The organism is Bacillus methanolicus MGA3 (assembly GCF_000724485.1).
Classification (GTDB): Bacteria; Bacillota; Bacilli; order Bacillales; family Cytobacillaceae; genus Bacillus_Z; species Bacillus_Z methanolicus_A.
Genome location: NZ_CP007739.1, coordinates 3,236,319 through 3,254,068, shown reverse-complemented (window position 1 = coordinate 3,254,068; position 17,750 = coordinate 3,236,319). Strand labels below are relative to the sequence as shown.

21 protein-coding genes are annotated in these 17,750 nt (G+C 39.3%); 14 read left to right on the top strand and 7 right to left on the bottom strand.

Going from position 1 to position 17,750, the window contains the following annotated elements:
* Positions 1-14 precede the first annotated feature (14 nt).
* On the bottom strand, positions 15-362 hold the full coding sequence (locus tag BMMGA3_RS15775; RefSeq protein WP_003346919.1) for a YojF family protein: 348 nt from the start codon (positions 360-362) through the stop codon (positions 15-17).
* 414 nt (positions 363-776) lie between these two features.
* On the bottom strand, positions 777-1,610 hold the full coding sequence (pdxK, locus tag BMMGA3_RS15770) for a pyridoxine/pyridoxal/pyridoxamine kinase (RefSeq protein ID WP_003346918.1): 834 nt from the start codon (positions 1,608-1,610) through the stop codon (positions 777-779).
* Between the two features lie 289 nt (positions 1,611-1,899).
* On the opposite strand from pdxK, the gene BMMGA3_RS15765 reads away from it, so the two are divergent.
* The 6 genes from BMMGA3_RS15765 to BMMGA3_RS15740 all read left to right on the top strand — a co-directional run bounded on the left by BMMGA3_RS15765 (position 1,900) and on the right by BMMGA3_RS15740 (position 5,194).
* Positions 1,900-2,496 carry a molybdenum cofactor guanylyltransferase gene (locus tag BMMGA3_RS15765; protein WP_003346917.1) on the top strand — a complete coding sequence of 199 codons (597 nt, stop codon included), beginning with the start codon at positions 1,900-1,902 and terminating at the stop codon, positions 2,494-2,496.
* Positions 2,497-2,672: 176 nt separating this feature from the next.
* Positions 2,673-3,137, top strand: coding sequence for a molybdenum cofactor biosynthesis protein MoaE (locus BMMGA3_RS15760; RefSeq protein WP_003346916.1), 465 nt, complete (start codon positions 2,673-2,675; stop codon positions 3,135-3,137).
* Entirely contained in the window at positions 3,130-3,363 is a 234-nt protein-coding gene (gene moaD, locus BMMGA3_RS15755; RefSeq protein ID WP_003346915.1) for a molybdopterin converting factor subunit 1, read from the top strand. Before BMMGA3_RS15760 ends, moaD begins: the two co-directional genes overlap by 8 nt.
* A 32-nt stretch (positions 3,364-3,395) precedes the next feature.
* Positions 3,396-4,082 (top strand): uracil-DNA glycosylase, encoded by a 687-nt coding sequence (locus BMMGA3_RS15750; RefSeq protein WP_003346914.1) that lies wholly within the window; start codon positions 3,396-3,398, stop codon positions 4,080-4,082.
* 407 nt (positions 4,083-4,489) lie between these two features.
* Positions 4,490-4,762, top strand: coding sequence for a YwdI family protein (locus BMMGA3_RS15745; RefSeq protein WP_003346913.1), 273 nt, complete (start codon positions 4,490-4,492; stop codon positions 4,760-4,762).
* A gap of 60 nt (positions 4,763-4,822) precedes the next feature.
* Positions 4,823-5,194, top strand: coding sequence for a DUF423 domain-containing protein (locus tag BMMGA3_RS15740; protein WP_003346911.1), 372 nt, complete (start codon positions 4,823-4,825; stop codon positions 5,192-5,194).
* A 102-nt stretch (positions 5,195-5,296) separates the two neighbouring features.
* Here the strand turns inward: BMMGA3_RS15740 and gerQ are convergent, their stop codons facing one another.
* Positions 5,297-5,782, bottom strand: a complete 486-nt coding sequence (gerQ, locus tag BMMGA3_RS15735) for a spore coat protein GerQ (RefSeq protein WP_003346909.1) — start codon at positions 5,780-5,782, stop codon at positions 5,297-5,299.
* Positions 5,783-6,169: 387 nt separating this feature from the next.
* Positions 6,170-6,916 carry a hydrogen peroxide-dependent heme synthase gene (hemQ, locus tag BMMGA3_RS15730; RefSeq protein WP_003346907.1) on the bottom strand — a complete coding sequence of 249 codons (747 nt, stop codon included), beginning with the start codon at positions 6,914-6,916 and terminating at the stop codon, positions 6,170-6,172.
* Positions 6,917-7,212: 296 nt separating this feature from the next.
* Between hemQ and pta the strand changes: the two genes are divergently transcribed.
* Together pta and BMMGA3_RS15720 are read left to right on the top strand one after the other, a co-directional pair.
* Entirely contained in the window at positions 7,213-8,184 is a 972-nt protein-coding gene (pta, locus tag BMMGA3_RS15725) for a phosphate acetyltransferase (RefSeq protein WP_003346905.1), read from the top strand.
* Positions 8,185-8,369: 185 nt separating this feature from the next.
* Positions 8,370-9,218, top strand: coding sequence for an octanoyl-[GcvH]:protein N-octanoyltransferase (locus tag BMMGA3_RS15720; protein ID WP_003346904.1), 849 nt, complete (start codon positions 8,370-8,372; stop codon positions 9,216-9,218).
* Positions 9,219-9,419: 201 nt separating this feature from the next.
* On the opposite strand, the gene BMMGA3_RS15715 is transcribed toward BMMGA3_RS15720, so the two are convergent.
* Complete coding sequence (locus tag BMMGA3_RS15715; protein ID WP_003346902.1) at positions 9,420-10,124, bottom strand: RsfA family transcriptional regulator; 705 nt, start codon at positions 10,122-10,124, stop codon at positions 9,420-9,422.
* A gap of 372 nt (positions 10,125-10,496) precedes the next feature.
* Here BMMGA3_RS15715 and BMMGA3_RS15710 point away from each other — a divergent pair, with 372 nt between their 5' ends.
* The 3 genes from BMMGA3_RS15710 to BMMGA3_RS15700 all read left to right on the top strand — a co-directional run bounded on the left by BMMGA3_RS15710 (position 10,497) and on the right by BMMGA3_RS15700 (position 12,805).
* Complete coding sequence (locus BMMGA3_RS15710) at positions 10,497-10,721, top strand: YuzB family protein (RefSeq protein ID WP_003346900.1); 225 nt, start codon at positions 10,497-10,499, stop codon at positions 10,719-10,721.
* 201 nt (positions 10,722-10,922) lie between these two features.
* Positions 10,923-12,221: an HD domain-containing protein gene (locus tag BMMGA3_RS15705; protein WP_003346898.1), complete on the top strand. Its 1,299-nt coding sequence runs from the start codon at positions 10,923-10,925 to the stop codon at positions 12,219-12,221.
* A 74-nt stretch (positions 12,222-12,295) separates the two neighbouring features.
* Positions 12,296-12,805 (top strand): YwgA family protein, encoded by a 510-nt coding sequence (locus BMMGA3_RS15700; protein ID WP_003346896.1) that lies wholly within the window; start codon positions 12,296-12,298, stop codon positions 12,803-12,805.
* 22 nt (positions 12,806-12,827) lie between these two features.
* On the opposite strand, the gene BMMGA3_RS15695 is transcribed toward BMMGA3_RS15700, so the two are convergent.
* Positions 12,828-13,013, bottom strand: coding sequence for a 2-hydroxymuconate tautomerase (locus tag BMMGA3_RS15695; protein WP_003346894.1), 186 nt, complete (start codon positions 13,011-13,013; stop codon positions 12,828-12,830).
* 186 nt (positions 13,014-13,199) lie between these two features.
* Between BMMGA3_RS15695 and BMMGA3_RS15690 the strand changes: the two genes are divergently transcribed.
* The gene (locus BMMGA3_RS15690; RefSeq protein ID WP_003346891.1) at positions 13,200-13,859 is read left to right on the top strand and encodes a site-2 protease family protein; all 660 of its coding nucleotides are present in this window, start codon (positions 13,200-13,202) and stop codon (positions 13,857-13,859) included.
* Between the two features lie 37 nt (positions 13,860-13,896).
* The gene (locus BMMGA3_RS15685) at positions 13,897-14,409 is read left to right on the top strand and encodes a YwhD family protein (RefSeq protein ID WP_003346890.1); all 513 of its coding nucleotides are present in this window, start codon (positions 13,897-13,899) and stop codon (positions 14,407-14,409) included.
* A gap of 166 nt (positions 14,410-14,575) precedes the next feature.
* On the opposite strand, the gene BMMGA3_RS15680 is transcribed toward BMMGA3_RS15685, so the two are convergent.
* Complete coding sequence (locus BMMGA3_RS15680) at positions 14,576-16,642, bottom strand: transglycosylase domain-containing protein (protein WP_003346888.1); 2,067 nt, start codon at positions 16,640-16,642, stop codon at positions 14,576-14,578.
* A 230-nt stretch (positions 16,643-16,872) separates the two neighbouring features.
* On the opposite strand from BMMGA3_RS15680, the gene speE reads away from it, so the two are divergent.
* Positions 16,873-17,700 carry a spermidine synthase gene (gene speE, locus BMMGA3_RS15675; RefSeq protein ID WP_003346886.1) on the top strand — a complete coding sequence of 276 codons (828 nt, stop codon included), beginning with the start codon at positions 16,873-16,875 and terminating at the stop codon, positions 17,698-17,700.
* Positions 17,701-17,750: the final 50 nt, after the last annotated feature.

Genomic DNA, 17,750 nt, shown 5'->3' with positions numbered 1-17,750 from the left:
TTCAAATGTTTTGATTATTCAAATGGGGTCAGGCTGATTTGCAGCGCTACTGCGAGTTTGCCGTTAAAATCATGGCCGGCGAGCAAAAGCCGCCCGTTTTCGTCGATTTCAAAATGGGTAATTCCTTCTGCATACACCCATCCAAATTCCATTTTAAGTCCAACACGGTATGGGCCATTTCCGGTAATTTTCCCGTGTTCGTATTGAATTTGGGCATTTCGGATAAAAGCTCCAGCAGAAAAAATGGATTGATTATAGTGGGAAGCATATGCCCCATTGGTTGTTTCTAAATGCAAATAAACCTTTTTATTGGCAAATGAATTGATTTCATTTTGAACTTTTTCAGAAATCACAGGTTCCATCGGAGAGTTCTCCTTTCAACACAAAAATATCTATCAGAACGGGATCGCCGCTTTTAGAAAAATTATCTCAGGAATAAATTACGCTTGTTCCGAAAACGCTTGCGCTTTTTATTTATCATACTAAAAATTGCTCACAAATGCGAAACTGACGCTTATCAGAGCGGATGATGAATTCAATAGAGGGACAGTCCCTCTATACTTTACTGCTTTAACGCAAAATAAGGGCAAGGTCCTAAAAAAAAAGGCCGTCTTAAAAGCCTAAGGGTCAGACCCCATAACACAATATATAGGACTTAATGTTGGATAAATGTGCTATATATTGATAATACACATGGGGTCAGACCCTTAAAAGACAGCCTCTTTGCTTTTGATGAAAATCGAGGGCGGCACCGTGGTTTAAGTTGCAGTCATTACTTAATTTGCAGCATGTTCAAGACGGCCTGCGCCAAATTTGCGGTATGCGCAATGCATAGTCGGTCCGACATATTGGTTTAATTTAAAGCCGTGGCGAATTGCTTCCGTAATAAAATCTTTTGCTAGTTTCACAGCTTCAAAAACAGTCTTTCCTTTTGCCAGTTCTGCAGTAATAGCGGCAGAATACGTACAACCGGCTCCGTGAGTATAGGTTGTATCGATTTTTTCAGACTCTAAAAATTGATACTCTTTTCCGTCATATAGAAGGTCGACTGCTTTTTCATGCTGCAGTTTGCTTCCGCCTTTTATGAGCACATATTTTGCACCAAGTTCATGGATTTTTGCTGCAGCTTCTTTCATATCATCAATTGTTTTGATTGGACCTGTTTTTGCAAGCTGCCACGCTTCAAAAAGATTTGGCGTAACGACTGTTGCTCGCGGGACAAGCACTTCTCTTAAAGCTTCCGCTGTTTCCGGATGAAGCACTTCATCTTCCCCTTTACATACCATAACAGGGTCAATGACGACTTTGTCCAATTTATTTTCATCAATTACTTTGGCTGCTAATTCAATGATTTCAACTGATCCGAGCATGCCTGTCTTCATCGCGTCAATTCCGACCGAAAGGATTGTTTCTAATTGTACTTCCAATGTCTCAATTGCAATTGGGAACACATTATGATGCCAGTGGTTTTTAGGATCCATTGTCACAATCGTTGTCAGCGCTGTCATGCCATAGACGCCGAGCTCTTGGAATGTTTTTAAATCTGCCTGAATGCCGGCGCCTCCGCTTGTATCGGATCCGGCAATCGTCATTACTTTTTTCATTGTCATTAGATGCTTCCTCCTCGTAGTCTAATTGTCCAAATATTGGTTTATTTTTAAATTATATCACTACAAAAAGAGAGTACAAAATTTTAGAAACGAAAGGGCTTTGGAATAAGTAACGCGAAATGAAGGTTATTGAATGAAAAAACCGAAATTTTATGATAGTATGCAAAATCATCAGAAATTGTGCATGAGTTTTAAACTCCTACCCTAAATATGGAAATAGGCTTCATTTAAAAACAACAGCTCCACCCCTTTACCACTGAAAACGGCTGCTAATAAAGAGGTGATAAAAGTGCAAGCAACGGGAATAATTCTTGCCGGGGGAAAATCAAGGAGAATGGGAACAAATAAGGCGCTGCTAAAAATAGATGGATTGACAATCATTGAACGAATCGCTGCAGAAATTAGAAAAATAACCACTGAAATTATTATCGTAACCAATAATTTTGCAGATTATCAATTTCTGAATCTTCCTATGGTTGAGGATAAAATCAAAGGAAAAGGACCTCTGGCTGGAATTCAGGCTGGTCTGGCTGAAAGCAAAAATGAAAAGAATTTAATTGTTGCTTGCGACATGCCTTTTATCTCCGCCCAACTTGGGGAATTTCTTTTGCAAACACTTGACGAATACGAAGCAGCCGTCCCTGAAGTTTCCGGAACGCTTCATCCTCTATACGCCGCCTATCGAAAAGAAACAATTGGAGCGGTGAATCGCGCCCTGGATGATGAAAATTTAAAAATCCGGCATTTCCTTCAGATGGTGAATACAAAAATTGTGAAGGAAGACGAATTTCCTTTTACGCTGAAGGAAGAGTATTTATATAACATGAATCAAACAAACGAATATGAACACGCCCTAAGAATGCACCATGAAAAAAAGAAAAGGTAAATGAAAATTAAGATAGGGAAGGCAAGTCTCTTGTCTTGATCCTGAAACAAAAAATATAAAAGGAAATTCGTTTAAAATACAGAATACAAATAAGAAAGGTAAATGACAAAATAAGTGGACTGCTCATATGTGTCAAAATTAGACCCGGTAATGCTTAAAAATATGGGGTGAACAGGATGAATTACGAAATAACGAAAGAACCAATCAACATTCAGTCGGTCATTGATAAGGTTATTCAGCGTGAGGCTGGCGCTATCACGACTTTTATCGGGACGGTGCGCGAGCTGACAAATGGAAAAAAGACGCTGTTCCTTATTTATGAAGCATATGAGGCAATGGCTGTAAAAAAATTGGAGCAGATTGGAAACGAAATCCAGGAGCGGTGGAAAGGTGCAAAAGTTGCGATTACTCATAGAGTTGGGAAATTAGATATTACGGATGTTGCTGTCGTGATTGCGGTATCGACTCCCCACCGTGCTGACGCTTATGAAGCTAATCGCTATGCAATTGAGAGAATCAAAGAAATTGTGCCAATTTGGAAAAAGGAACATTGGGAAGACGGGGAAGAATGGGTCGGCAACCAGCTGGAAACCGTCGCTTACCCGACTGGAAAACCGGAGGTGGTAGATTTAGATGAATAAAATCTTATTTTTTGCTCATTTGCGGGATTTGGTCGGCGAAGAATTTGTGCAGATAGATGCAAGCGGTAAGACAATTGCAGAACTAAAAAAGTTAATTGCTGAAAAATTTGGGATTGAAATACCGAAATCTGTAATGACAGCCATTAATGAAGAATTTGCAAGAAATGAAGAAGTCATCAAAGATGGAGATACAATCGCTTTTATTCCGCCGGTAAGCGGGGGATAATTGGATAAACTATCGATAAACAGGTGAGTGATTTGGAATTTACCGAAAAAACTTTCAGGAATGACTGGGGACCGCTTTTAGCAGGTGAATTTAAGAAATCATATTTTATAAAGCTGCAATCTTTTCTTGAGGAAGAATATAAAACGAAAACGATTTATCCTCCTAAAACCGAAATATTCAATGCTTTGCACTTAACCCCTTTTAAGGATGTAAAAGCAGTGATTTTGGGCCAAGATCCATATCATGGCCCAAACCAGGCGCATGGCCTCAGTTTTTCCGTAAAGCCTGAGGTTGACATTCCGCCGTCTTTGAAAAACATTTTTAAAGAGTTAAACGATGATCTCGGATGCTTTATTCCGAATAATGGATATTTAGTAAAGTGGGCCAAGCAAGGTGTCTTGCTCCTTAATACTGTCTTAACCGTAAGAAAAGGACAGGCTCTTTCGCATAAAGGGAAAGGCTGGGAAACTTTCACGGATCGCATTATCACTCTATTAAATGAACGGGAAAAGCCGGTTATTTTTGTATTATGGGGCCGTCCGGCACAGAAAAAGCAAAAATTGATAACCAACGATAAACACTTTGTCATTACTTCTCCTCATCCGAGCCCTTTGTCTGCTTCCAAAGGCTTTTTTGGAAGCCGTCCTTTTTCAAAAATTAATAAAATATTGAATGAATTGGGCGAAAAAGAAATTGACTGGCAGATTGAGAATATTTGATAAAAAACGAGCATGAGTTTTAAATTCCCAACCCTAACATGGAAATAGGTTTCATTTTAAAACTAAACCCCAACATAAATAAGGCGGTGTGAGCGGAGCCAAGCACAAAATATTTACAAAGCTAAAACATGTATCTTGCTAAAAATAGGTTGTCATTTCTTTTTTTGTTGGCGCAGCTCCGCCTCTTTTCCACAGTAAATGACATGTTTCACGTGAAACAGACAAAATAACATATAACAGCTGTCTCCATTGCATTGGCAGCTGTTCTTTCTTTTTGTTAAAGTGAAAGTAAAAAGAGAAGAGTTGTAATGGTGCTACCGAAAGAAAAATATTGTATGATAAAGAATAGTTTATGTAAAACGTTCTATGAAAGCTTAATTTTGAAGACCGTTTGATGAGGTGGAAATATGAATATTTCTATACAGAAACTGCTGGGAAAGATCGAACACGAATTACAGGCGGCAAAAAGTATTTCATCCGCTTCGTTGGTTAGAGAAAAAATTTATGCGATTAAAACGATGTGTGACTTAATTTTAGAAGAGTCACAAACCGATTTGACGGCACAGGTGGAATCTTCCAAGTTTGTGTCTGCCTCTACGTCAGGAACGTTGCACGTTCAACCGCCCCGGCGCATGGAGATGGAAGATGACGCAAACGGTGAGTCAATTTTCGATTTTTGAAAATCATGTTTGCTGTGTACCTAAGTATATGAAAATTCAATTTGGAAATGGGGGAGAAAAATGAAACTTTTTATTATACTAGGAGCCATTAATGCTTTTTTATCAGTAGCTTTAGGAGCTTTTGGAGCGCATGGACTGGAAGGGAAAATCGAGCCTAAATATATGGAAATATGGAAGACCGGTGTTACATATCAAATGTTTCATGCTGCCGGATTATTGGTCATCGGTATTCTTTTGGGTAAGGTCCCGGTTAATTCTCTGTTGTCCTTGTCCGGTTGGCTCATGTTCATTGGGATTGTGTTGTTTTCAGGAAGTCTTTACGTTCTAAGTGTAACCCGGATCAGTGTTCTCGGGGCAATTACTCCATTCGGAGGAATTTCATTTCTTGCTGCTTGGGTGCTGCTTGTGATTGCAGCTGCGAAATATTTATAAAAAAAGGGTCTGGCTCCCTCCAACAACGACAATATATAGAGTGGTTTAATAGTATTTGTCTATATATTGTATTGGAGGGGTCTGACCCTTTGTTTTTGAGCGTTACCTCGGAGGATATGATGCCAGTCCAGGCCCGCCGCTAAATGGATATACATATTCGATTTCTTCATCAAAAGTAACGTAGTTTAAGTAAACCATAGGCAGCAAATAGCGTGTTCCGGTTTGCGGGTCACTGATAATAAGATGATCTCTTCCGGCTGCTTCAATAATCCCTTTGAAAACTTTCGATTCTTTGTCTTCAAATGTCATATAAACAGTCGCAAGCTTTCCTTTATTCAAACGAAGAATATTCTCAATGTATGATTCTTCTATGGGAAGCATTCCCGGTATTTGGGGCCCTGTTGTAGGCGTACTTTGCGGCATAGGAACGCTATACATAGGTCCTCCAGCTTGCGGAGACGGAAAGCCATGCTGTTGTGAACCAAAGCCTGCTTGCTGGCGCAGGCCCTGGCCTTGAGCCACATATTGAAAATTGCCAAAGCCTTGAGGATAGGTACTATAATTTGCATAAGGATTCGTTTGATTCATGCAGTTCCCTCCTAAATATCCGAATCAAAATGAAATTTCTTAATAAACACTTGGATAATCTTGCAGTTGGTATGAAAAAGCGGTGAAATTTATAACGCATGCATTGATTTTGTAAACATTCTTTTCTGTCTTTCACCTCTCTTTACATCCTGGAAGATTTCGTTGGTGAAATGACTTTCGGTACTGAATATAACTAAGATAATATCCACTGTTTCATACATATGTTTCGCTTTGAAGTTTATGCATAAAAAGAATGGTGTAGTCCCGCTTCATTAATCCTTTAAGTCATGTAATCTTTTTAGTGATTTGTCAAATGAATCCTTGGGCTTGGCAAGAAGCTGGACAAAAAAGCTCTCGGCAAGTTATTGCCGAGAGCTTGATAATTTTTTAATTTACGTGTAAAAATTTGCTGATTCGGTCTTCTTCCAGAAGATTTCCTACAAAAAAGGAACCAAATTCGCCGTAACGTGCGCTGACCTCATCAAAGCGCATTTCGTAAACAAGCTTCTTAAACTGAAGAACATCATCTGAAAACAGCGTAACGCCCCACTCATAGTCATCAAATCCGACAGAACCTGTAATGATCTGCTTCACAAGGCCTGCGTATTTGCGGCCGATCATACTGTGGCTTTTCATTAATTTGCGGCGCTCTTCCATCGGAAGCATGTACCAGTTGTCATTGCCTTGACGGCGCTTGTTCATTGGATAGAAACAAATATATTTTGATTTCGGAAGAATTGGATAAAGACGCGCTTGAACTTGAGGATTTTTATAAGGATCCTCTTCAGAAGGCAAGTAATTGCTAAGTTCAACCACAGATACGTAAGAATAGGTTGGAATTGTATATTGAGCTAATTTCGTTTTGTTAAATTCAGTTTCAATTTCATTTAATTCTTCCATTGTAGGGCGTAAAATCATCATCATGAAATCTGCTTTTTGGCCAACAATTGTGTATAGAACGTGGCTTCCTTCTTTGCGGTTTTGAGTTGCGTTCCATTTTTCAAGAAGGCCTAAAAACTCATGAATGGCTGCTTGGCGTTCATCACTAGAAAGCATTTTCCATGCAGTCCAATCCATTGCGCGGAAATCATGCAAACTATACCAGCCATCGAGAGTTAGTGTTGCTTCACTCATTCACTATCACTCCTAAAATCTAATGATAACCATACTATAACATAGTTTTGCCTAAACAAAAGTGAATAAACACTTAAAATTAGCAAGATCACGTTTTCAAAGTATGAAAGAAGGATATTTTTTTAATTGTTTGCGGATATTAATAATGTTGTAAGCACAAGCGGTTGTTTCAAAATTATTATGAAAGTTTTCAATACAAAAACATTTTAGTTGAAAACGCTTACATAAATGCAAATAATTGAATTTTAAATTGGGTGAAGTATGCTAACAATGTAGATGTAAGGAGGATTTTGAAAATGAGTGATTTATTTGCAGGATTAAAGCAAAAAATTACAGGGAAAAATTTAAAAATTGTATTTCCGGAAGGAATGGATGAACGCATTTTAAAAGCAGCGGGAAGACTCGCAGAAGAGAATGTTTTAACACCAATTCTTATCGGAAATATTGAAGAAATTCAGGCGAAAGCTCGTAGCCTTAACGTATCATTGGACGCAATGGAAATCTATGATCCGTCAAACTATGCGATGATGGACGAACTTGTCCAAGCATTTGTTGAAAGACGGAAAGGGAAAGCAACAGAAGAAGACGCACGCAAAATTTTGCTTGACGAAAACTATTTTGGAACAATGCTTGTCTATACAAACAAAGCAGACGGCTTAGTAAGCGGTGCGGCTCATTCGACAGCAGATACGGTTCGTCCTGCTTTGCAAATCATTAAAACAAAAGAAGGCGTGAGCAAAACATCCGGTGTATTCATCATGGTGCGCGGAGATGAAAAATATGTATTTGCAGACTGCGCCATTAATATTGCTCCTGACAGCAATGATTTAGCAGAAATTGCGATTGAAAGTGCAAAAACAGCAAGAATGTTTGATATTGAACCACGTGTTGCTATGTTAAGTTTTTCAACGAAAGGTTCTGCAAAATCACCGGAAACAGAAAAAGTTGCTGCAGCCGTTCAAGAGGCAAAATCACGCGATCCACAACTTGTTTTAGATGGAGAATTCCAGTTTGATGCTGCGTTTGTTCCATCTGTTGCGAAAAAGAAAGCTTCGGATTCACCAATTCAAGGAGATGCAAATGTATTTGTATTCCCAAGCCTTGAGGCAGGAAATATTGGATACAAAATTGCTCAGCGATTAGGAAACTTTGAAGCCATTGGACCGATTCTTCAAGGATTAAACCGTCCTGTAAACGACCTTTCTCGCGGTTGTAATGAAGAGGACGTTTACAAACTCTCATTAATTACAGCTGCTCAAGCGCTGTAGCAGTAAGATGAAGCAGGGGATTTTTCTCCTGCTTCATTATTTTTAATTGTTCGAAGTCTTTTTTCAATGAGTTATTTTTACAAAAAACGAGCATAATTTACAATTTTCCCCTTTAAGGGCTTCCGTCTAAATATGATATAATGTTATGGTTACAAAACTTAGCTGTGTATAAAGGAGTAACAACTATGGACGAGGCGCTTTCGTTATTGCGTCAGGAAGAGTGGCGGGTTATCGATCAATCAGCTTTAGGCGTTCACTTTAGTGCGCTGCAGTCTTTTGGCATGGATGATGCTCTTTGTGCTTCGGTAGGAACAGGCTTGGCTCCGGCAACGGCGAGATCTTGGGTCCATCATCATACCATTGTATTAGGCATTCAAGATTCAAGGCTGCCACACTTAGAGGAAGGGCTTGAGTTCCTTGAATCAAAAGGTTATCAATATATTGTCCGAAATTCCGGCGGGCTTGCAGTCGTTCTTGATGAAGGGGTATTGAACCTCTCTCTTATTCTTCCTGAAAAAGAAAAAGGAATTGATATAAATCGAGGCTATGACACAATGTGGCTTCTTGTCAAAGAAATGTTTGCTGACTTTCAAAAGGAAATTGAAGCGAAAGAAATTTACGGCTCCTACTGCCCGGGAAGCTACGATTTAAGCATCGGAGGAAAGAAATTTGCGGGAATTTCACAGCGGCGCCTTCGAAGCGGAGTAGCCGTACAAATCTATCTGTGTGTGAATGGAAGCGGGAGCGAAAGAGCTCAGCTGCTGAAAGAGTTTTATTCAATTTCGAAAAAACAAGTACAAACGAAATTTCAATATCCGAAAATTAAGCCTGATGTTATGGCTTCATTATCCGAGTTGCTGGGAGTAGATCTCACTATTCAAGATGTGATGCTCCGGTTTTTAAAAGTTCTAAAACAGTACAGTGCGAATTTTTATGCGGGCCAGCTGACAGAAGCGGAAATTCCGCTTTTTGATAGCTATTACAACCGTGTTATTGAACGAAACGAAAAAATGTTGGGATTGATTGAAAGATAAGATTGCGCAAGCGTCTTGATTAACCCCAAAAAGCGCTGAAGATAGACAAATAGAAAAAAACCGCAGACCAATTGGCAGCGGTTTCTTTGTTGGTTATTATTTTTAATTAGACATATTTAGGATTGGTAGTAAAAATGTTTTCTATGAAATTCGAGGGCTTGTTGCCTTCTCCTTCCCAATTTTCTTATTTAGTTGAAATGATTATTCTGCAACCATTTCTAAGTTTCCATTCCGGTCCATTTTAAATTTTGTCGCCGGACGGTCCTCTTCTTCAAATAATACCAGCTTTCTTGCCCGGTTCATAATCTTCATCAGCGTCTCGTAATCTTCCTGCATGGTGACTGTATTTTGTTCTAGCTCGCTGATCTTATTTTCAAGCTCTTCGTTTTGTTTTTTCAAATCAGAGTTTTCTCGCTTTAATCTTTCATTCTCAATTTTTAAAATATCAGCTTGAAGATTAGAACTATCTAAGTTTTGTAAATAAGAAATCACCATGCTCATTGTCAGTGCATTTTGGGAAACTGCCGTACTCTCATGTTCTGAACTGGCTTCCGGAACAGTAACAGGAACTTGTACGTCCATTGTCTCAGCTGCTTCGATAGGTGATAAATCTTCGATAGTTGGAGCCGGCGGGTTATAAAGAAGCTTTTTCTTGCCGCTTTGGTCTTTTCCAAGAATTCTTTGTCTTTGTTTGCGCTGCTTTTTCGCCAGCTGCAATGCTTTTTCATAGCGGTGGCGGACAACTGCATTCCAGCGAAAACCGCATGCTGCAGATGTTCGGTTAAGCTTATCGCCAACCTCCTCAAATGCATTTAATTGTGTGCTTCCTTCTCTTACATGCCGTAAAACAGTTTCTGCTAGTAATAAATCATTTTCATCTGTCCATGCATCTTGACGAACTTTCATTTCTTCAACTCCCTTAATTGTATAAAATTTGCGATTATTTAAAAGTTCTAGTCTTATCTTGTCCAGTTATTTCAAGTTTTATACAGCAGGAATGAAAGGATAGTAGATTTTTTAGTAATATATTTCGTTCAAGAAGCATTTACTTTCGTTCAGTAGGTGATTACTCCCGTTCAAGGCGCATTTACTCCCGTTCAGCAGGAGATTACTCCCGTTCAAAGCGCATTTACTCCCGTTCAGCAGGTGATTACACCCGTTCAAAATGAATTTACTCTCGTTTAGCAGTGTTTTCAGCTTGCATTAGCTGGGTGGAAACTGTAAAATACCCTTTAGCATTATTGAAGAGATCAGACCGCAGAAAGGGTTGTAATATAAATGGCAAACGAATTTCGTGTTTGCGATGATTGTCAAGCAGTAAACTTAAAAACGTTAATTCCCCGGTTAAAAAAACTTGATCCGGAAGCAAAAATAGTCATTGGCTGCCAATCTTACTGCGGACCAGGACGGAAAAAAACATTCACGTTTGTTAACAACCGTCCAGTGGCTGCATTAACTGAAGAGGAATTGATAGAAAAAATTGAGAAAAAACTAAAAAAATAAATCACCTTTTTAGGTGATTTTTTATTCTTTTGTAGTGCGGCGTTTTGTCGAAATATACGTCGAAATATGCCAGAAATTGAGATGAATTGATGATAGAAACCGGATATAATAGAAAAAAGAAAAAAATGTGAAATGGACAAAAAATTCAAGGAGAAAGCTTGTAAAAAAGCAGAACGGGATATTCAGGAAGAGGGTAAAAAAATGGACTATTCGGTTGAGAAATTAAGTGAAGAAAAAGTTTTTAAAGATCCGGTTCACCGTTATGTTCATGTTCGTGATAAAGTCATTTGGGATTTAATCGGCACGAAAGAATTCCAGCGTCTGCGCAGAATTAAACAGCTCGGAACTACTTTTCTTACATTTCATGGCGCGGAGCACAGCCGGTTTACTCATTCTCTGGGAGTTTACGAGATTATCCGGCGTATTGTTGATGATGTTTTTGACGGAAGGCCGGAATGGAACAAAGAAGAGAGATTGTTGTCACTATGTGCGGGTCTGCTGCACGATCTTGGCCATGGTCCATTCTCCCATTCGTTTGAAAAAGTTTTTGACCTCGACCACGAAGAATTTACCCTTAAAATTATATTAGGAGATACAGAAGTTAATAAAATTCTTTCAAAAGTATCTGAGGATTTTCCGAAAAAAGTAGCGGAAGTTATTGCAAAAACGTATAAAAACAAACTGGTTGTCAGCTTGATCTCAAGCCAGATTGATGCGGACAGGATGGATTATTTGCAGCGTGATGCCTATTTTACAGGGGTCAGCTATGGGCATTTTGACATGGAACGGATTTTGCGTGTCATGCGTCCGAGGGAAGATCAAGTTGTTATTAAACATAGCGGAATGCATGCAGTTGAAGATTACATAATGAGCAGGTATCAAATGTACTGGCAGGTTTATTTCCACCCGGTCACACGGAGTGCAGAAGTTATCTTGACAAAAATCCTTCATCGCGCAAAACATCTTTATGAGAAATCATATTCTTTTTCATTGCCTCCTGTTCATTTTTATTCATTGTTTGAGGGAAATTGTACGTTGCAAGATTATTTAAAGCTGGATGAAGCTGTGTTCCAATACTATTTTCAAATTTGGCAGGATGAAAAAGATCCGATTTTGAGTGATTTATGCCGCAGGTTTATGAACCGGAATTTATTTAAGTATGTTGAGTTTGATCCGGCAAAAGAGTATAAGAAATTGGCGGAGTTGTCCTCTTTGTTTGCCAAAGCCGGATTGGATCCGGAATATTATCTTGTCGTCGATTCTTCGTCCGATTTGCCATCCGATTTTTACCGTCCGGGAGAAGAAGAAGAAAGGCTGCCGATCCATTTGCTGATGAAAAATGGAGACATTCGGGAGCTATCGAGAGAATCGGAGATTGTTGATGCCATTTCAGGAAAACGAAGAACAGACCACAAGCTGTATTATCCTGCTGACTTGATTTACGACGATCGTACAAAGAGAAATATAAAGAAACAAATTCGCACACTTTTGGAGATTTAACTGCTAGTATAGAGCAGACTAACAAGCCATTATCATCAACACGCGGTATTAAACGGAGTAGGAGATGACGAGTTTTGTTAAAAGATCATGCAAAAATAATGTATGCTGTTGCAGCAGCAGGGGAAATAATCGGACGGAAAAAGCTGCAAAAAATTATTTACATTGCTAAAAAAATTGCTTTTCCTTTTCAAGAAAGATTTCAATTTCACTTCTATGGTCCATATTCGGAAGAATTGACTTTAAGAGTCGAAGAACTTTGCAATATGGGATTTTTGAATGAAGTAAAAGAAAAAAAAGGCGGATATTATCAATATCGCTACACACTGACAGAGTCAGGCAAAGAGTTTTTGAGTTTAAATGAGATTGACATGCCTTATTTAGCAGACTGCTTAACAGATATGAACAGTCAAAGTGCAAGGTTTTTAGAGCTTGTTTCGACGGTCTTATATTTTGATAATTTAACAAAAGAAGAAGTTCGGGAGAAAATTTATACACTAAAAAGCAAGCAGCGCTATACAGAAGACGAAATCGAGGAAGCCTACTTATACATTGAGAAACTCAAACAAAAAGCTAAGCTCCAATGATAGTTGGGCTTAGCTTTTTGTATTACTCGTCGCTGAGTCGTTTTCCGGCAACAGCGTAGTGGTTTTTTGACATTTCTTCAATAAAAACAACGATCTTTTCTTTAGGGGCGCCCGTTGTTTCACTGACGGCGTCGGTTACTTTTTCAACGAGTGCTTTCTTTTGCTCTTCAGTGCGCCCTTCCAGCATTTTTACAGTTACATATGGCATATTTGTTCCTCCTTGACATTACAAGTGTAGCTATATTCTAGAAGTAGTTTTTCATATTTTTAAGAAAAGTGCAAGATTTTTCAAGTCTCCTTATCACATCAGCGATTTGTTCATGTATACTTTAAACATAAATAAACAGCGGTTTAGAAGCATATTTTTTAGAAACGAAGCAAAGGAGCCGAGGAAGTGGAACAATTTTTAGCATATTCATTACAGGAAATTCCGTATGTTGCTGCTACATTAATTATTGCATTCACACTGCATGAGTTTGCCCATGCGTATGTTGCTTATAAATTCGGAGATCCGACAGCACAAAAACAGGGAAGATTAACGTTAAATCCAATGCAGCATTTGGATCCGCTGGGGACAATTTTAATTTTTATTGCCGGTTTTGGCTGGGCAAGGCCTGTTCCGGTTAACCGCTTTTATTTTAAAAATCCGCGCCTTGCAGGAATTCTTGTTTCTGTTGCAGGACCGCTCAGCAACCTGTTTTTAGGCATTGTTGGGTTTATTGTTTGGTACTCTCTTGCAGGAGCGGGACATGCAGCAGGAATGCCGGCATTTGTGTCGGAGTTTTTCAATATCTTTATTCAATTGAATTTCGTGCTGTTTGTTTTTAATCTTCTTCCGTTTCCTCCTCTTGATGGATTCCGGATTCTCGAAGATTTGGTTCCTGCTGACATTCGTGTAAAAATGACGCAGCTTGAAGCTTATGGCTCATTGATCTTTTTAATACTTGTTATTACTCCTCTTAATCAATATACGATACAGCCTATTTTCAATACCGTCTTGCCTATACTAGTCAACGGGTTTAACGACTTTTTCCACCAGTTGTTTATGGGGTAGAATAATGTAAGGATGTTTTACAAGGAGGTTTTAATCAGTGGAAGAAAAAAAGAAAAAAAACATTGGTTTTACGATAATCAAAAATGATCCTACGGACGGCCATGGCGGATTTGGAACAGGTGTGCTCAGCCTTGAAAACGTATCGCCGATTATTATTGATGTCGAGGCCGGGGAAGCTGTGGTTGATGTAGGAGCAATGCATGCCAGAAGTGCGGTTGAAAAAGGGATAAAGTTCATTCCTGATCGGGAAGCGGTTCCTAATGGAAAGCCTTATTGGCTTGTCTGGGTAACAATTGACAGAAAAGAAGAAGGCCCTTATTATGCGGGGGTAACTGCTTGTGAAATGACGGTTGACAGAGAAATCAGGAGAGGCTATAAATCGCTTCCTGAGCATGTAAACCGTTTAGATAAATCGATAAAACGCCATATTATTGTTGACCATATGGACGATAAATCAAAAGCGGTGCTGGCCGATTTTTTGCGCAATCATGACAGCGGCATGTGGGAGCGTTCTTCAGAACAGTTAAAGAAAGATTTGAATGTGAACTGAGAAAAACATACAATTTTTTGACGGAATTATGACATATTTTTGAACAAACTTTTCCACCTACTTGCTCTATTTGGTTAAAAAAAGTAAACTTATATTCAACGTAAACACACGTAAAACTAGGACACGAAAAACCTCGGGAAAGATTTTTCCCGAGGTTTTTCATCTCTTATGACCAGTCAAATATCCTTTTATACCATGGCGGTGGTTGTTTTTTCTCTTTCTTTTTATGTTTGGATCCGTCAGAATCATTAAGATGCTTTGTGCAATATTCAGTCGGTTCGGTTCCTGCGGCAAAGTAGGTGAACCTTTTTATAGGACAACCGTCCGTTGCCAATTTGCCGTTTTCCGGATTGATATAAACGCCCACCACACCGCGGGGTGGCTTAAAAGCTTTTACAGGCTTACCCTTTAAGGCATTTTCCATAAAATGAATCCAAATATTTTTTGCATACATTTTATCAATGGTTAGTTCGATCGGTTTTCCTTTATCAAATCCGGTCCAAACTGCCGTAACAAGCTGGGGGGTAAAACCAATCATCCAGCTGTCAGTTTCTGTTGACCCCGATTTTCCTGCATATGGTCTTGTCATTTCATTGATTATCGTACTTCCGGTCACTCTCGCATATCCATTCAGCTTGGTGTCAAACATCCCTGTCATCATATGCGTCATCACAAAAGCAAGATCAGGGCGCAGCACGGTTTCTGAATCTTCTTTTTTCTCATAAATAACTTCACCGCGATGGTTCTCCACCCGGGTGATCAAAACAGGTTCAACCTTTTTGCCGCCATTAGCAAATAGACTGTATGCATTGGCCATCTCTATGACACGGACTCCTGATGTTCCAAGAGCTAAAGACGGCACTTTTGACATTTTTGAATGAATGCCGAACTCCTTTGCTTTTTCCACAAGTGTGTCTTCGCCTAAAAACAAATGCGTCTTTACCGCATAAATATTGTCTGACAAAGCTAACGCTTGGGCCATTGTAATGTCGGAATTCGCATATTGGTTGTTAAAATTATGAGGTGTGTAGTCCGGCGTTCCATCCTCAAATCGAAAAGTTGTCTGTTCGCTTCTCATCAATGTTGACGGGGTAAACCCCTTTTCAAGGGCCGCATAGTACAAAATCGGTTTTATTGTTGATCCCGGTTGGCGAACTGCTTGAACAGCCCTGTTAAAAGGACTTTGTTTATAATTTCGCCCTCCGACCATCGCCTGTACGTGCCCGTTTTTCGGATTCATTGATACGAGGCCGACTTGAATTTCTGAATCTTTAGAAATGAGTTTTTTGATTGTTTCTTCTGCTATTTTCTGCTGTTTCAGATTAAGAGTCGTATAGACCCTTAGGCCGCCCAAAGCAATCGTCCGGTCATCAAGATGTAATCCTGTTTTTAATGCATTCCGTACGGCATCTTGGAAATAAGGCGCCACCTCTGTATTTGGATGAAGATGCTTTCCGTTAAGTGTCAAAGATTCGTGTGCAGCTTGGTTTGCTTTAGCTGAACTAATATATTTGTTCTCAACCATTGATTTCAGAACCATTTTTTGCCGTTGTTTCGCTTTTTCATAATTGGCGAAGGGCGAGTAAATTCCAGGGCCTTTTGGAATTCCGGCCAGCATAGATGCCTCAGCAAGAGATAATTCATCAGAGTTTTTTCCAAAATAATATTGGCTGGCAGCTTGAGCGCCGTAGGTCCCATTTCCATAATAAATTGTGTTTAAATATCCTTCCAAAATCTCTTTTTTGGAATAATTCATTTCGAGCCGGATGGTATAAAATGCTTCAAGCAACTTTCTCTTCCAGGTTTTGTCATGTTCGAGAAAGAGGTTTCGGGCATACTGTTGAGTGATCGTACTTGCGCCCTGCACCTTTGCCATCGCTTTTACATCTGCGAGAACCGCACCGGCAATTCGCTTGAAATCAAAGCCGTTATGATCATAAAAGTTTTTATCTTCTATTGAAATAGTCGCGTCAACAAGAGAAGGCGAGATTTCATCAAGAGAAATCCAATATCTTTTTTGGCCGCTGTTGCTTTCTCCAATAACGGTCCCGTCATCCGAATAGTATAGTGTTGATTGCGGAACAGCAAGGGGCGGGGGCCCCAGCAGCCTTGCATAACCGAAAATTCCGAGAAGGATAAGCAGCATGAAGGCAATTCCTATTAAACTTAGGATCACTATGGCTCTTAAGTATTTAATGGTTTTGCGAAATCGCTGATCCGTAATAATTTCCATATGAATCACCTCACTGTTGTCCTGGGTAACAATGACATAATTAATACCTTAGTCACAGTATGAAAAAAACAGCGGACTTTTAAACATTCTCTATGAAAAAAACAAATTTCTTCTTGCAATTTTGCTAGATTCCACTATACTTTTTCTCATGTTTGTAATTATCATGTTGGGGAAAGATAAGAAGAATCTAGACATAGGAATAGCCATTCTATAGAAAGGAAAGATGAAAAATGGGACTTTGGTTTACTGAAAAACAAACAGAAAACTTTGGAATTACGATGAAGGTAAAACGCACATTACATACAGAACAAACAGAATACCAAAAGCTTGATATGGTTGAAACAGAAGAATGGGGCAACATGCTTTTGTTAGACGGCATGGTGATGACCTCAATAAAAGATGAGTTTGTGTACCATGAAATGGTGGCCCACGTTCCTCTTTTCACACATCCAAACCCAGAGAATGTCCTTGTTGTTGGCGGAGGCGATGGAGGGGTAATCCGTGAAGTGTTAAAGCATCCGAGCGTGAAAAAAGCGACACTTGTTGAAATAGATGGCAAAGTAATTGAGTATTCAAAGAAATATTTGCCGGAAATTGCCGGAAAACTTGATGATGAGCGGGTTGAAGTGAAAGTTGATGACGGTTTTATGCACATTGCCAACAGTGAAAATGAATACGATGTAATTATGGTTGATTCAACTGAACCTGTTGGTCCTGCAGTAAATTTGTTTACAAAAGGTTTCTATGCGGGAATTTCAAAAGCGTTAAAAGAAGACGGCCTTTTTGTTGCACAGTCTGACAACCCATGGTTTAAAGCAGATTTAATCCGCAAAGTGCAAAGAGATGTGAAAGAAATTTTCCCGATTACACGCTTGTATATTGCCAACATTCCAACATACCCAAGCGGTATGTGGGCATTTACACTCGGTTCCAAGAAATATGATCCTTTAGAAGTAAGCGAAGACCGCTTCCATGACATTGATACGAAATACTACACAAAAGAACTCCATAAAGCTGCGTTCGTACTGCCGAAGTTCGTCAGCGACCTAACAAAATAAAAAATGTAAATCAGTGTGGGGCAGGCCCTGACGCTTTAATGCGTTAATAC

What these genes read in the sequence shown, in the direction of transcription:
- BMMGA3_RS15775 (WP_003346919.1), bottom strand. Translation starts at nt 362, where the DNA reads ATGGAACCTGTGATTTCTGAAAAAGTTCAAAATGAAATCAATTCATTT.
- pdxK (WP_003346918.1), bottom strand. Translation starts at nt 1,610, where the DNA reads ATGACAATGAAAAAAGTAATGACGATTGCCGGATCCGATACAAGCGGA.
- BMMGA3_RS15760 (WP_003346916.1), top strand. Translation starts at nt 2,673, where the DNA reads ATGAATTACGAAATAACGAAAGAACCAATCAACATTCAGTCGGTCATT.
- moaD (WP_003346915.1), top strand. Translation starts at nt 3,130, where the DNA reads ATGAATAAAATCTTATTTTTTGCTCATTTGCGGGATTTGGTCGGCGAA.
- BMMGA3_RS15745 (WP_003346913.1), top strand. Translation starts at nt 4,490, where the DNA reads ATGAATATTTCTATACAGAAACTGCTGGGAAAGATCGAACACGAATTA.
- BMMGA3_RS15740 (WP_003346911.1), top strand. Translation starts at nt 4,823, where the DNA reads ATGAAACTTTTTATTATACTAGGAGCCATTAATGCTTTTTTATCAGTA.
- gerQ (WP_003346909.1), bottom strand. Translation starts at nt 5,782, where the DNA reads ATGAATCAAACGAATCCTTATGCAAATTATAGTACCTATCCTCAAGGC.
- hemQ (WP_003346907.1), bottom strand. Translation starts at nt 6,916, where the DNA reads ATGAGTGAAGCAACACTAACTCTCGATGGCTGGTATAGTTTGCATGAT.
- pta (WP_003346905.1), top strand. Translation starts at nt 7,213, where the DNA reads ATGAGTGATTTATTTGCAGGATTAAAGCAAAAAATTACAGGGAAAAAT.
- BMMGA3_RS15720 (WP_003346904.1), top strand. Translation starts at nt 8,370, where the DNA reads ATGGACGAGGCGCTTTCGTTATTGCGTCAGGAAGAGTGGCGGGTTATC.
- BMMGA3_RS15715 (WP_003346902.1), bottom strand. Translation starts at nt 10,124, where the DNA reads ATGAAAGTTCGTCAAGATGCATGGACAGATGAAAATGATTTATTACTA.
- BMMGA3_RS15710 (WP_003346900.1), top strand. Translation starts at nt 10,497, where the DNA reads ATGGCAAACGAATTTCGTGTTTGCGATGATTGTCAAGCAGTAAACTTA.
- BMMGA3_RS15705 (WP_003346898.1), top strand. Translation starts at nt 10,923, where the DNA reads ATGGACTATTCGGTTGAGAAATTAAGTGAAGAAAAAGTTTTTAAAGAT.
- BMMGA3_RS15695 (WP_003346894.1), bottom strand. Translation starts at nt 13,013, where the DNA reads ATGCCATATGTAACTGTAAAAATGCTGGAAGGGCGCACTGAAGAGCAA.
- BMMGA3_RS15680 (WP_003346888.1), bottom strand. Translation starts at nt 16,642, where the DNA reads ATGGAAATTATTACGGATCAGCGATTTCGCAAAACCATTAAATACTTA.
- speE (WP_003346886.1), top strand. Translation starts at nt 16,873, where the DNA reads ATGGGACTTTGGTTTACTGAAAAACAAACAGAAAACTTTGGAATTACG.